This window comes from Pantoea sp. SGAir0215 (assembly GCF_043543215.1).
The window spans coordinates 2,147,608-2,160,980 of sequence record NZ_CP028031.1 but is presented as its reverse complement, the minus strand read 5'-3'; the positions used below and the strand labels follow the sequence as shown (position 1 = coordinate 2,160,980).

General features: G+C 54.6%; 11 protein-coding genes. 2 read left to right on the top strand and 9 right to left on the bottom strand.

Annotated elements, in window-relative coordinates:
- Positions 1 to 13: 13 nt before the first annotated feature.
- Genes C1N64_RS10190 through yceD form a run of 4 tightly spaced genes read right to left on the bottom strand, consistent with a single transcriptional unit; the run spans position 14 to position 2,740 of the window.
- A complete protein-coding gene (locus tag C1N64_RS10190; protein WP_006118831.1) occupies positions 14 to 967 on the bottom strand; it encodes a beta-ketoacyl-ACP synthase III in 954 nt (317 codons plus the stop codon).
- Positions 968 to 2,008 carry a phosphate acyltransferase PlsX gene (gene plsX, locus C1N64_RS10185; RefSeq protein ID WP_033737556.1) on the bottom strand — a complete coding sequence of 347 codons (1,041 nt, stop codon included), beginning with the start codon at positions 2,006 to 2,008 and terminating at the stop codon, positions 968 to 970.
- Between the two features lie 25 nt (positions 2,009 to 2,033).
- Positions 2,034 to 2,204, bottom strand: coding sequence for a 50S ribosomal protein L32 (gene rpmF, locus C1N64_RS10180; protein ID WP_003849870.1), 171 nt, complete (start codon positions 2,202 to 2,204; stop codon positions 2,034 to 2,036).
- A 14-nt stretch (positions 2,205 to 2,218) separates the two neighbouring features.
- Positions 2,219 to 2,740, bottom strand: coding sequence for a 23S rRNA accumulation protein YceD (gene yceD, locus C1N64_RS10175; protein ID WP_006118829.1), 522 nt, complete (start codon positions 2,738 to 2,740; stop codon positions 2,219 to 2,221).
- Between the two features lie 140 nt (positions 2,741 to 2,880).
- Between yceD and C1N64_RS10170 the strand changes: the two genes are divergently transcribed.
- Positions 2,881 to 3,468 (top strand): Maf family protein, encoded by a 588-nt coding sequence (locus C1N64_RS10170; protein ID WP_394515471.1) that lies wholly within the window; start codon positions 2,881 to 2,883, stop codon positions 3,466 to 3,468.
- A 12-nt stretch (positions 3,469 to 3,480) separates the two neighbouring features.
- Here the strand turns inward: C1N64_RS10170 and rluC are convergent, their stop codons facing one another.
- Positions 3,481 to 4,437: a 23S rRNA pseudouridine(955/2504/2580) synthase RluC gene (gene rluC / locus C1N64_RS10165; RefSeq protein WP_039341117.1), complete on the bottom strand. Its 957-nt coding sequence runs from the start codon at positions 4,435 to 4,437 to the stop codon at positions 3,481 to 3,483.
- Between the two features lie 571 nt (positions 4,438 to 5,008).
- Between rluC and rne the strand changes: the two genes are divergently transcribed.
- Positions 5,009 to 8,278, top strand: coding sequence for a ribonuclease E (rne, locus tag C1N64_RS10160; protein ID WP_394515470.1), 3,270 nt, complete (start codon positions 5,009 to 5,011; stop codon positions 8,276 to 8,278).
- A 300-nt stretch (positions 8,279 to 8,578) separates the two neighbouring features.
- Here rne and flgL read toward each other — a convergent pair whose 3' ends face one another.
- The 4 genes from flgL to C1N64_RS10140 all read right to left on the bottom strand — a co-directional run bounded on the left by flgL (position 8,579) and on the right by C1N64_RS10140 (position 13,373).
- On the bottom strand, positions 8,579 to 9,541 hold the full coding sequence (gene flgL, locus C1N64_RS10155) for a flagellar hook-associated protein FlgL (RefSeq protein WP_006118825.1): 963 nt from the start codon (positions 9,539 to 9,541) through the stop codon (positions 8,579 to 8,581).
- A gap of 14 nt (positions 9,542 to 9,555) precedes the next feature.
- Positions 9,556 to 11,196, bottom strand: coding sequence for a flagellar hook-associated protein FlgK (gene flgK / locus C1N64_RS10150; RefSeq protein WP_006118824.1), 1,641 nt, complete (start codon positions 11,194 to 11,196; stop codon positions 9,556 to 9,558).
- 123 nt (positions 11,197 to 11,319) lie between these two features.
- Entirely contained in the window at positions 11,320 to 12,264 is a 945-nt protein-coding gene (gene flgJ, locus C1N64_RS10145; RefSeq protein ID WP_324028641.1) for a flagellar assembly peptidoglycan hydrolase FlgJ, read from the bottom strand.
- The gene (locus tag C1N64_RS10140; RefSeq protein WP_006118822.1) at positions 12,264 to 13,373 is read right to left on the bottom strand and encodes a flagellar basal body P-ring protein FlgI; all 1,110 of its coding nucleotides are present in this window, start codon (positions 13,371 to 13,373) and stop codon (positions 12,264 to 12,266) included. Before C1N64_RS10140 ends, flgJ begins: the two co-directional genes overlap by 1 nt.

Genomic DNA, 13,373 nt, shown 5'->3' with positions numbered 1-13,373 from the left:
CAGTTCCTGTCAATCAAAAGCGAACCAGCGCAGAACCCCAGGTGAATCCGCCACCAAAGGCTTCCAGCAAAATAAGTTGTCCGGGTTTGATGCGGCCATCGCGCACGGCTTCATCCAGTGCGCTGGGCACCGATGCGGCTGAGGTATTTCCATGACGATCCAGCGTGACCACCACTTTTTCCATGGTCATGCCCAGTTTTTTCGCCGTGGCGCTGATAATGCGAAGGTTTGCCTGATGCGGCACCAGCCAGTCCAGCTCTTCACGCGCAATGTTGTTCGCCTGCAAGGTCTCATCAACGATGTGCGCCAGTTCTGTCACGGCCACTTTGAAGACTTCATTACCTGCCATTGTCAGGTAAGCGGGTTGATCCTGATGCGCGCGATCCTGATAAGGCAGCGTCAGCAATTTGGCGTAACGGCCATCAGCATGCAGATGGGTAGAAATGATGCCCTGCTCTTCACTTTGACCCAGTACCACTGCGCCCGCACCGTCACCGAACAGAATGATCGTGCCACGATCTTCAGGATCGAGCGTACGCGCCAGGACATCAGAACCGATGACCAGCGCATGTTTCACTGCACCATTTTTGATGTATTGATCGGCAACGCTTAACGCATAAGTAAAGCCTGCACAGGCCGCAGCCAGGTCAAACGCGGCACAATCTTTGATTTCAAGCATCTGCTGAATCAGGCAGGCAGAGCTGGGGAAGGCATGACTGGAAGACGTGGTCGCCACAATGATCAGGCCCACGTCATTGGCATCGACGCCCGCCATCTCCAGGGCACGTTGTGCTGCCTGGTGGCCCATACTTGCAACAGTCTCATCCGGCGCAGCAATACGGCGCTCACGGATGCCGGTACGGGTAACAATCCACTCGTCCGAGGTCTCCACCATTTTTTCCAGGTCGGCATTGGTGCGGACCTGGCTGGGCAAATAACTGCCCGTACCGATAATTTTGGTAAACATCTAGGCTTTGTCACTCCTGGCTAATACAGCGTCCAGACGGGCGGCAATGTGTTCAGGAACCTGCCGCCTCACCGCCTGCTCGGCCTGATTGATCGCCATGGCAAAGGCATGTTGATTTGCTGCGCCATGACTCTTGATCACTGTCCCGCGCAATCCTAACAGACAAGCGCCATTATACTGGTCGGGGTTGAGATGGCCGAAACGCCTGACCAAACGCTTTTTAACCCAGCGCCCCAGCAACGTCAGCCACCACGACCGCTTTTCACCTTCTCCCGATGATTTCAGCAGAGAAAGGAACATTCTTACCACGCCTTCCATTGTCTTCAGTGTGATGTTTCCAGCGAAACCATCACAAACCAGCACGTCCGTTTTGCCGGTCAGCAAATCATTACCTTCAAGGTAACCAATGTAATTAATTTGCGGTAATGCCTTCAGACTTAACGCCGCATCGCGAATGCTTTCAAGCCCTTTATGCTCTTCATGGCCAATATTGAGAAGTGCCACGCGGGGATGCGCTATGCCCAACACTTCTTCGGCCATGACCGCGCCCATTACCGCAAACTGCACCAGCATCGCACTGTCAGAATCGACGTTGGCACCTAAATCCAGAATGACCGTCTTTCCCTGATGTTGGTGGGGTAAAACGGTCATCAACGCCGGACGCTTAATGCCGTCCAGCGGCTTCAGTAATAATGTCGCCAGCCCCATCAGCGCGCCGGTATTGCCGCTGCTGACGCAGGCCTCTGCCCGCCCTTCTTTCACCAACTCTAACGCCACTCGCATTGAACTGCCGCGGCTGTTACGTATGGCTTGTGCGGGTCGCGCATCACTTGCAATAACGGATTCTGCAGGGACAACCTGCAAACGCGCCAGCAGGGCGGAATCGGCTTTGGCAAGCAATGGCGTGAGAATGTCGGGGTCTCCGACCAGAAGAAGGATAAGTTCCGAATGAGAGGCCAGTGCCTGCAATGCTGCAGGCACCGTCACGCAGGGACCGAAATCCCCGCCCATGGCATCGATAGCCAGGGTCAAACGTGTCAAGGTATCGCCTTGCTAAGCAAAGATCTTACTTAACGATAACCTTGCGACCGCGGTAGTAACCATCCGCAGTGATGTGGTGACGCAGATGAGTTTCACCAGAAACTTTATCTACTGACAGAGCAGCAGTGGTCAGCGCATCGTGCGAACGACGCATACCACGCTTAGAACGGGTGGGTTTATTCTGTTGTACGGCCATGGACCTTACTCCTATTACTTACGCTTTAAACTGGCTAATACGGCAAATGGGTTTGGTTTTTCTGCCTCTGCAGGCAATTGGCCAAAGACCATGTCCGCCTCGGACACTTCACAGTGTTCAGAATCGTGCACCGGAACCACAGGCAGCGCGAGAATAACTTCATCCTCGATAACCGCCAGCAAGTCGATCTCACCGAATTCGTTGACATCAACCGGCTCGTACGCTTCCGGCAACGCCTCGGCCTGCTCATCAGATGAAACAGGACTGAAGCAATAGCTTACGTGAACATGATGTGGAAAAACCTGGTTGCAGCGCTGACAACGAAGCGTAACCTCAACATCAGCAGTACCCGTCAGTACTGCCAGACGCTGGTTATCAACCGCGAACGACATGGCACATTCAACATCACTGTCCACACTGACGACCGACTCAGCCACACGCTCTACCTGTTGCGAGGTATAAACACCCTGGTAATCAAGGCGTTTTTGAGCGGTGCGGACGGGGTCCAGCGTCAGGGGTAATTTTACCTTTTGCATAGGGCGCGCATATTAACTTTGTAATCACATAGAGTCAAAGAAAAAGGCCGTTGGACAGCATCTTTCAACCACTATTCGCATCCAGTGCGGCGCACAGTTTAAAATGACTGCCACCAATTCGCTATCAATATTGAAAAAAAATGACAGCATCGATTCTTTTAGCATCAACCTCACCGTTTCGTCAGGCGCTGCTGAGCAAGCTTGGCCTGCCTTTTACAGTAGATTCACCCCAGACAGATGAAACGCCGTTAGAAAATGAACGCGCAGAGGATCTGGTTACGCGCCTGGCCATAGCCAAAGCTCAGGCGCTGGCTGAACGTTATCCACATCACTGGATCATTGGTTCCGATCAGGTCTGCGTCCTTAACGGCAGGATTACCGGAAAACCCCATACGGCGCAGAACGCAGAAGCACAGCTACGCGCTGCCAGTGGCAACCGCGTAACCTTTTATACCGGCCTCGCCCTCTACCACCCTGCCAGCCAGCGACTGATGCATTGCTGTGAACCTTTTACCGTGCATTTCCGCACGCTGAGTCAGGCCGACATCACCAACTATATAAAGAAAGAGCAACCGCTACAGTGCGCCGGCAGTTTCAAAAGTGAAGGACTGGGCATCTGCTTATTTGACCGGCTTGAAGGGCGCGATCCGAATGCGTTGGTGGGACTACCGCTTATCGCGCTCAGCGCGATGCTGCGTGAAGCGGGCATCAATCCCCTGGGAGCGTGATGCCGCCCTGCGTCAGTTTTTTTGCTGGCGCAGCTTCGTCAGGCACTGCTGTAACGTGTCATCCAGCGGCGCTTCCATACGCAGGGTTTCCCCTGTATTCGGGTGCGTAAATGTCAACGCAGCCGCGTGCAGGAAGAGCCGATCCAGCCCCGTAGAGGCCAGTTTGCTGTCAAAGTCGCGCTCGCCGTAACGATCGTCAAAGGCGATGGGATGACCGGCGTGCAAGGTGTGTACACGAATCTGGTGCGTACGCCCGGTTACCGGACTGGCTTTGACCAGCGTGGCAAACGCAAAACGTTCTTCCACTTTAAAGCGGGTTTCCGACGGTTTGCCGTCACTGCTGACACGCACCATACGTTCACCGCTTTGCAGAATATTTTTCAGCAGCGGCGCCTGAACCACTTTGATATGCGAGGGCCAGTTGCCCTGCACCAGCGCAAGATAATCTTTCTGCATGCCCTTCTCACGCAGCTGTTCATGCAGCGAACGCAATGCTGAGCGCTTTTTGGCCACCAGTAAAATGCCGGACGTATCGCGGTCAAGGCGATGTACCAGCTCCAGAAAGCGCGCTTCCGGACGCAGGGCGCGCAGTCCTTCAATCACACCAAAGCTTAAGCCGCTGCCGCCGTGTACGGCTGTACCGGACGGTTTGTTCATGACCAGCAAATGATCGTCTTCAAAGAGGATGGCGTTAGCCAGTGAGGCAACTTTGGCCAGTTTGGGCGAGACAGCGTCCTCATCACGCTCCGCCACACGTACTGGCGGAATGCGCACCTCATCGCCCTCTTCGAGTTTATATTCAGGCTTGATGCGTTTTTTATTCACGCGCACTTCACCTTTTCGCACGATGCGATAAATCATGCTCTTCGGCACGCCCTTTAACTGGGTGCGCAAAAAGTTATCAATACGTTGTCCGGCGTTTTCAGCCGTGATGGCGACAAACTGTACGCCGGGATTCTCTGTTTTCATGGCGGCGATTCTAAATAGTGTCCCCTGATAGCGCCACCCCTTTTTATGTGCTTAACTCTCTGCGTAGCGTCGGGATGAGCAATCAGATTGCTGGCATTTTCAACAGCCTGAATGCGCTTTCTGTCGCAGGGTTCTTAAAATGTAAAGAAAATTGATCAGTCAGTTAAAGTCACCTTGCTATATGAAGGTTAGCAGTGGAATAATGCTTAGGTTTCTTAGCTGAGGATTCAGATAAGAAAAAAAGCGAAATTAGTTATTTTGTCGGATTGAGCAGACACGCAGCAATGGCGTAAGACGTAATGCGAAATCAGGCACTTAGCGGGCTGCGGGTTGCGGCCTGGACATGAGATGGAGTGCACGGGTTTACAGAATTATCTCTCGCATTTCCACTATCTGGTGCTGTTGTTCCTTATGAAAAACAGGCCACCGACGTTATTTGCGCCCCTCGCGCGGTCGATAACCGTGAGGTTGACGACATTGCACTAAGTCACGGGGCCATCGGTTGATACTCGTCCAGGGTAACTATGCCCGCAGCTTTAATCACTCATGAAAGAATAACGAGTACGTTACGATGAAAAGAATGTTAATTAACGCAACTCAGCAGGAGGAGTTGCGCGTTGCCCTGGTTGATGGTCAACGTCTGTACGATCTGGATATCGAAAGTCCCGGACACGAACAGAAAAAAGCCAATATCTACAAAGGTAAAATCACCCGTATCGAACCCAGCCTTGAAGCGGCTTTCGTCGACTACGGTGCAGAACGTCACGGTTTCCTCCCTCTCAAAGAAATTTCTCGCGAATACTTCCCTGCTTCCTACAACGCTCACGGTCGTCCAAACATTAAGGATGTGCTGCGTGAAGGCCAGGAAGTTATTGTTCAGATCGATAAAGAAGAACGGGGTAATAAAGGCGCCGCGCTGACCACCTTTATCTCGCTGGCAGGAAGTTATCTGGTATTGATGCCGAACAACCCGCGCGCGGGCGGCATTTCTCGTCGAATTGAAGGTGACGACCGTACCGAACTGAAAGAAGCGCTTTCGGCACTGGAACTGCCTGATGGTATGGGGCTGATTGTCCGTACCGCAGGTGTAGGCAAATCAGCCGAATCGCTGCAGTGGGATCTCAGCTTCCGTCTGAAACACTGGGAAGCGATTAAGAAAGCCGCTGACAGCCGTCCTGCGCCCTTCCTGATTCATCAGGAAAGTAACGTAATCGTGCGCGCATTCCGCGATTACCTGCGCCAGGACATCGGCGAAATTCTTATCGATAACCCGAAGGTCCTGGAACTGGCGCGTCAGCATATTGCGGCTCTGGGCCGTCCGGACTTTACCAGCAAGATCAAGCTCTACACCGGCGAAATCCCGTTGTTCAGCCACTATCAAATCGAGTCGCAAATCGAGTCCGCTTTCCAGCGTGAAGTGCGCCTGCCTTCCGGTGGCTCGATTGTTATCGACAGCACCGAAGCACTGACCGCCATCGATATCAACTCGGCACGCGCTACGCGTGGTGGCGATATCGAAGAAACCGCGTTTAACACGAACCTCGAAGCAGCAGATGAAATCGCCCGCCAGTTACGCCTGCGCGACCTCGGCGGTTTGATCGTTATCGACTTTATCGATATGACGCCGGTTCGCCATCAGCGCGCGGTAGAAAACCGTCTGCGTGAGGCGGTCCGTCAGGATCGCGCCCGTATTCAGATCAGCCATATTTCACGTTTTGGCCTGCTGGAAATGTCCCGCCAGCGTCTCAGCCCGTCACTGGGCGAGTCGAGCCATCATGTCTGCCCGCGCTGTAGCGGTACCGGCACCATTCGTGATAACGAGTCGCTGTCACTGTCTATTCTGCGCCTGATCGAAGAAGAAGCCCTGAAGGACAACACCAAAGAAGTGCATGCTATTGTCCCGGTGCCTGTGGCCTCTTACCTGCTGAATGAAAAACGTGAAGCGGTCAATGCTATCGAAAAACGCCAGGGCGGCGTGCGTGCGGTTATCGTACCGGACGACCGGATGGAAACGCCGCACTACTCCGTGTTGCGCGTGCGGAAAGGTGAAGAAACGCAGACGCTGAGCTATCACCTGCCTAAGCTGCACGAAGCCGAAATGGCGATGCCTTCGGAAGAAGAACATGCCGAACGTCGTCGTCCAGAACAACCGGCCCTGGCGGCATTTGTGATGCCTGATGCGCCACCGGCACCGACGGAAGCAGCGCCGGAAGCGACCAAAGCGCGAACTGCGCCGGTTGCTGAAACCGCCCCTGCAACGCCATCCAACGGAACAGGCTTTGTTGGTCGCCTGCTGGCGGGCCTGAAAAAAATGTTCGCCGGTGAGCCTGCGCCTGCCACGGCAGAGCCCGTTGCTGAAGTGACCGAACCGCAGAAAACCAGCGGTGAGGAGAACGGCAATCAGCGTGGCGATCGTCGTAACAACCGCCGTAACAATAACCGCCGTGAGCGCACGCCACGTAATGGTGACACCACTCAGCAGCGTGAATCTCGGGACAACCGCGAAACCCGTGACAATCGTGAACCGCGTGAAGACAACCGTCGTAATAAGCGTCAGGGGCAGTCTAATGAGGCGCGTGATGAACGTCCGGCGCTGAGCGATGAAGCTCGCCAGCAACGCGATGAGCAACAGCAGCAGCGTCGTGAACAGCGTGCTGAACGTCAGCGTCGTCGTCAGGAAGAGAAACGTGCCCAGCAGGAAGCGAACAGCGCGGTTGAACAGGCCGTTGAAACCGCTGAGCCCGTTGCGGCTGAAGCACAGGACGATGAGCGCGTTCAGGCTATGCCACGCCGCAAACCGCGTCAGCTGACGCAAAAAGTGCGTGTTGGCGACAACAATGATCAGCCTCAGCATGCTGCCGTCGAGTCAGCAGAATCTGTTGAAGCCCGCAAGATTCAGCCGGTTGCAGAAGCCTCACAGGTCGACGACGCGGACGAAACCGAAGCGCGTGATAACGCCAACATGCCGCGTCGCTCTCGTCGTTCACCGCGCCATCTGCGCGTCAGTGGTCAGCGTCGCCGTCGTTACCGCGATGAGCGCTACCCAACACAGTCTGCTATGCCATTAGAAGCCGCTTCGGCCTCACCTGAGATGGCGTCAGGCAAAGTCTGGGTGCGCTATCCGGTCGCACAGACGAACGAAGAGCAGACCACACAGGATGCCGTGAAAACCGCACAGGACGACAGCCATGCAGACACAGCACCTGCTATCGCCCTGCCTGTGGCAGCGGCCGTAGACGAGGCGCCGGTTTCACAGCCCGATCCAGTACAGGTTGCTGAACCCCAGACAGACACGCCGGTTACTGTGGTGAATACGGATGACACGCAGGCGATTGATGCTCCTGTGCATCAGGAACCCTCTGTGATTCCTGCGGCTGCAGAAGCCCGCGCCGACGCCGTCGCGCAGCAGGCACAACCTGCCGATGTCACGGCTGAAGACGCGCATAAGTCCGACGTGACCGCCGCGCCCGAGGTCGCCCAACACGAGCACGTTGGGCCCGCAGAGCAGGCCGGTACGGCGGTGAGCCCGACAACCGAAGCTCAGGTTGACGCGGTGTTAAATGCACCGGTTGCTGCAGAGGAAACCGGTGCACCCATCACCGAACCGCATGCGCCTGTGGCTGCGCGCGACGTTGCTGTAGAAGCCCTCCAGGCCAATGCGGAAACGCGCTGGAAGCACTTTGCGTCAGCCCCAATGACCAAAGCGCCTGCGCCAGCATGGCAACCAGAGCCTGCGCGTCACAGCGACTGGCAGCGTCCTTCCTTCAATTTTGAAGGCAAAGGTTCTGCGGGCGGCCATAGTGCTACCCACCAGGCAACGGCCCCTGCGACCAAGCCATAAGCACGGTTCGCAGACGTGATAAACCCGGCTCCGGCCGGGTTTTTTATTGTCTGTTACGGACATTTCGGGTGAGGTATGCGGGCAGAAACACCACGGAGGGATCATCCTGAGGTATGTAATCAGGGCTACATTAGCCTGATCCGTGCAGCACAGCGTCAATCATGCAGCAAAGGTTCTCCGCACAGGTCGCCATGTTAATTGAGCAGCGAAAGAGGCATTACGCAGACAAAAAAAATCCCACCGTCCCTGTAGGACGATGGGAAAAACTAAGCGCACCCGGTTAAAGTACGCCTAAAATTTTTATGAATTTAACTGGAACAATGACATCTGAGACATATCAGTGAAGGTCTTATAAGAAGCCTGCAGCGCCTGTTGTTGCATGGTGTAGCTGGAAATCGCCTGGGTGTAATCCACATCCACCAGGCTACTCATCTGCGAGTCATAAATCACTTTGCGATCGTCACCCTGCGCATTCAACGTATCCAGCTCTTTCAGCTGTGTTCCGATCTCGGAACGCACGCTGAGCACGTTGTTAAGCGAGTTGCTCAGACCACGGTTGGTTTTATCCATTGCCGCTGAAAAGGTCGCTTTGGTGGCATCATCCGCGCCATTCTGGGGCACTTTTAGCGCACTGATAGCACTGTCCAGCATATTGAATAAATTCGTTTCACTGGTGCCACCGTTCGGTTCTTTCACCGCGTTGCTGGTGATCGACATTACGATGCTGTTACCGGTATGACCGATCGTCATCGTACGGTCCGTATCGACTTTTTGCGTAATCGCGTCGGTTCCGCCCTGATAGGTCACACCGCCGGCACCATCCACAAACGGTGGTGTATCAGTTTTATAGCCGGCAAAGATATAACGCCCGTTTGCGTCTTTGCTGTTGACCTGGTTCAGTAACTGCGCACGCACCCCTTCCAGCTGCGTCGCATACGAGGCGCGGTCATCGTCGCTCAATGAGCCGTTTGAGGCGGCCACAATCATCGACTGCGCGCTCATAATGCTGTTTGTCACACCGTCCAGCGTGTTTTCTTCCAGGGATAAGCCCTGGTCGGCGAAGGTACGGGCAACCGCATACTGGCTTGCCTGCGCCTGAGTTTGCGATAACACCACGGCACGGGAAGCGGCGATCGGATCGTCAGACGGGTTAGACACTCTGTATCCGGTAGACAGCTGTTTGCCCGCACTCAACCAGGAGGATTGCGCATCACTTACGCCGCGAACCTGCTGGTCAAAAATCATATTTGTACTGAGTCGCATGATGTCCTCTGCTCTTAGTTAATGCTAAGCAGGGCGTCAAAAACGGTGCTGGCCGCTTTTAAAACCTGCGCATTCGCCATGTAATATTGCTGGTATTTGGTCAGGTTCGCATACTCTTCGTCCAGGTTAACGCCGGAGACAGACTGCTGACGGTTTGTTAACTGCGTCACTACGTTCTGCTGCGTTGTACTGGCCGTTTTCAGGGCCTGTGTTTTGTTACCAACGGTACTCACCATCGCGCCATAGGCCTGGGACAACGTAGAATTACCGTTGACGATTTTGGCATCCTGTAGCGCCAGTAAATTTTGGGCATTGCGGTTATCACTTTCACCGCCTGGTGCCGCCGCCGCCGCAATCTGCGAGCCGCTGGTAATCGCCACTGACATGTTAGTAATAGCGTTCTGAACCGGCTTCACCAGGAAGCTGTCTTTGGCATTCGGCGTACCGTTGACCGTCAGACTCATCCCGTCCAGGCTGAGCGTCGTCACGCCGCCCGAGGTGGTGGGCGTCAGGGTCGTTTTGGCATTGTCTGACAAACGCGTAGCTGACCAGTTTGTTCCGTCATAACTGACGGTGTAATTCGATGCCTGCAGAGCACTGGCATTGCTCCATGCTGCGGTCATCGTTGCAGATGAGGTGTTTTTACTGTTGCCCTGAACAGTTGGGCCGCCAATAGTAAAGAAGTCGACGCCCTGATCACCATTGCTATCGAATCCCTGCTTGTGCACGGTGTTAAAACTGGTCGTAAAAGCGGCCGCAAGCTGTCCCAATTGGTTTTGAGCAAGGTCTAAATCCTGAGAGCGGAAGCTAAGAAGGCCGCCCAGAGAACCCGTTGTTACAGAGGATTCCGGAATCTGTACATTACCGGCCTGTGCATCCACATAACCAATTGTTGTACGGGTAATATCACTGTTTGATGGCATGGCAACCATTTTGGTTGTCTGATAGCCGTTAACTAATGAGGTGCCGTTAGCCATCGAAACGGTATAACTACCATCCTGTTGTGACACCGTCACACCGACAATATTATTTAGTCCGTTGACGAGCTGGTCGCGTTGGTCCAGTAAGTCATTCGGCACCGCACCGTTACCCGTAGTGAGTTTCGCGATTTGCTGATTGAGGTTCGCAATCTGACTGGTAAACGTGTTGATCTGATCCACATTGGCCGCAACGTCCGTATTGACGCTGTTTTGCAGGTTGGTCAGATATTGCGCCTGGGTCTGAAACTGATTGACCAGCCCCTGGGAGTTGCTGAGCATAGACTGACGCGCTGCGGGATCGTTAGCATTACTGACCACGTTCTGCATGTTGCTAAAGAAGCCCTGAATCGCACTCGACAGACTCGTTGTCGAGGTTGACATCAGATCGTCGATATTGGAGACCTGCGAATACTGCGTATTTGCCGCATTGTAGGTGGCTGAAGACCCACGCAGCTGCGCTGCGATAAAACTGTCGTATTCACGCTGAACACCGGTTACGTTAACCCCGTTACCGTAATAACTTTTTCCCTGCAGGGTACTGTTGGCTTCTGCCAGAATCGTCGTCTGACGTGAATAGCCGGCAACGGTGTAATTGCTGATGTTATTACTGGTGGTGCTTAAGGCGGCCTGTGCGGCACTGAGCCCGCTCATTGCGGAGTTAATTATGCTGGACATCTCGGTTCCTTACATTCCCCGCTACACGGGTCGCTGTCATCAGTGTGGTCGCCAGCGTGCGCTGGCGCGCCTGGCTCTTGCTGCTATTATCGGCATGCTTAAGTGAAACTTGAGGCACAATTCTCAGAACAATGTGCTTAAATCCTGGCTATAAGCTTTCACCACTTTTTCACCCATGCTCTTGAATTGCTGAATCATTCCCATCAGTTTTTGCGCATATTTCGGATCGGTGGCATAGCCCGCAGCCTGCAATGCCTGGGCGCCCTGCTCCGCGCTCTGTGCATTGGTGACAGCCGCATAACGTGGGTTATTTGAAAGCAGTTTGACGTAGTCGTTTAACGCTTCGAAATAAGAACTGTAAACCCGGAATGTCGCACGCACCTTTTTAGCTTCACCGTGCTCATATTCTGTGGTCATGATATCGGTCGTTTCGCCTTTCCAGTTCCCGCTGGCTTTGATGCCAAAGACGTTATAACTCGGCTTTCCATCACGGGTCAGGATTTGACGTTGCCCCCAGCCTGACTCCAGTGCAGCCTGCGCCAGAATCAGGTGATGAGGGATACCACTCTGCTGACTGGCGGCCTGAGCGGGCTGAGTCAGTTGGGCAATAAAGTCACGACTGTCGCTCGGCAGGCCGGTGGGCGAAGGCGCGGGCAGGCGCGGCATAGCTTTGCGCACCATTTGCTCCAGCGGCGTGGCGCCAATGGTGCTCATGATGAAACTGTTATCCAGCTTCATCGGCACCGTACCGGCGCGCTCGTCCGGGGCTTTGGCGGGTTCCATCTGTTTAACGATGATATCCGCCAGGCCCAGGCCACGTTTACCGATGTCCTGCGCAATCTGCTGATCGTACATTGATGTGAAAAGCTTGGTCTGTTCATTGCTGAGAATGCCGTCCTGCGGTAACGCTTCACGCATACTCTTCAGCATCATCTGAACAAACATCCCTTCAACCTGCTGCGCGACCTGCAGTGCTTTCCCTTTGGGATCGGCAGTGACATCGCGTTTCAGGTCGTTCAACGAGCGGCTGTCAAAAGCCGCATTCATCAGCGATTGCGTATCGTTCATCAGATAATTTCCAGTTTTGCGCGCAGGCAACCCGCGCTCTGCATTGACTGCAAAATAGACATCAGTTCGATAGGCGATGCACCCAGCGCATTCAGCGCACGCACCACGCTGTTCAGGTTGGCGCTGGAGTTAACCCGTTGCAACGCACCGCCGCTCTGACGCAGATCGATCTGCGTATTGGTAGTAGCGACAGTCTGTCCACCCGCCAGCGGCGTGTTCGGCTGACTCACGTTTTGCTGCTGATTGACCGTGACAGACAGGTTGCCCTGAGCGACCGCACAGGTGTTCAGTTTCACTTCACGATTCATCACAACAGAGCCGGTGCGTGAGTTAATGATGACTTTGGCATCCTCAACCGGCACGGAGACATCAATGTTCTGAATCTCTGCCAGTAAACGAACCTGCGCACCATTATTCGGAGACACGCGGACCTGGACCGTACGGGCGTCCAGCGGCTGGGCCGAACCGTATCCGCCACGGGCGTTGATCGCATCAGCAATTCGTTGCGCCATGGAGAAATCTTCGGTGTTCAGCTGCAGGTTAATCGTATTCTGCGAACCAAAGTTGCTCTGCAGTTCACGTTCAACCGTTGCCCCATCGGTAATCCGTCCACCGTTAAGCTGGTTGACCTGAACGCTGCTGCCGCCTGCTGCGGCACCCGCGCCGCCGACCAGAATGTTACCCTGGGCCAGCGCATAAACCTGGTTATCCACGCCTTTCAGTGGCGTCATTAACAGCGTGCCGCCGCGCAGGCTTTTCGCGTTACCCATGGACGACACCACGACATCCAGCGTCTGGCCCTGGCGGGCAAACGAAGGCAGCCTGGCGGTAACCATCACGGCGGCGACGTTTTTGAGCTGCATGTTGGTGCCCGGCGGCACGGTAATGCCCAGTTGCGACAGCATGTTGCTGACGGTTTGGGTCGTGAACGGCGTCTGCGTTGTCTGATCGCCTGTTCCGTCCAGGCCCACGACAAGGCCATAACCCAGCAGTTGGTTATCACGCACACCCTGTACGGTGGTTAAGTCGCGGATCAGATCGGCACGCGCCATCAGGCTTACGCCTAACAGTAATCCCAGACCGACACGCCATAATGTTAGCTTTTTCAT

Coding starts and splice junctions, on each gene's coding strand:
- C1N64_RS10190 (WP_006118831.1), bottom strand. CDS start 967: ATGTTTACCAAAATTATCGGTACGGGCAGTTATTTGCCCAGCCAGGTC.
- rpmF (WP_003849870.1), bottom strand. CDS start 2,204: ATGGCCGTACAACAGAATAAACCCACCCGTTCTAAGCGTGGTATGCGT.
- yceD (WP_006118829.1), bottom strand. CDS start 2,740: ATGCAAAAGGTAAAATTACCCCTGACGCTGGACCCCGTCCGCACCGCT.
- C1N64_RS10170 (WP_394515471.1), top strand. CDS start 2,881: ATGACAGCATCGATTCTTTTAGCATCAACCTCACCGTTTCGTCAGGCG.
- rluC (WP_039341117.1), bottom strand. CDS start 4,437: ATGAAAACAGAGAATCCCGGCGTACAGTTTGTCGCCATCACGGCTGAA.
- rne (WP_394515470.1), top strand. CDS start 5,009: ATGAAAAGAATGTTAATTAACGCAACTCAGCAGGAGGAGTTGCGCGTT.
- flgL (WP_006118825.1), bottom strand. CDS start 9,541: ATGCGACTCAGTACAAATATGATTTTTGACCAGCAGGTTCGCGGCGTA.
- flgK (WP_006118824.1), bottom strand. CDS start 11,196: ATGTCCAGCATAATTAACTCCGCAATGAGCGGGCTCAGTGCCGCACAG.
- flgJ (WP_324028641.1), bottom strand. CDS start 12,264: ATGAACGATACGCAATCGCTGATGAATGCGGCTTTTGACAGCCGCTCG.
- C1N64_RS10140 (WP_006118822.1), bottom strand. CDS start 13,373: ATGAAAAAGCTAACATTATGGCGTGTCGGTCTGGGATTACTGTTAGGC.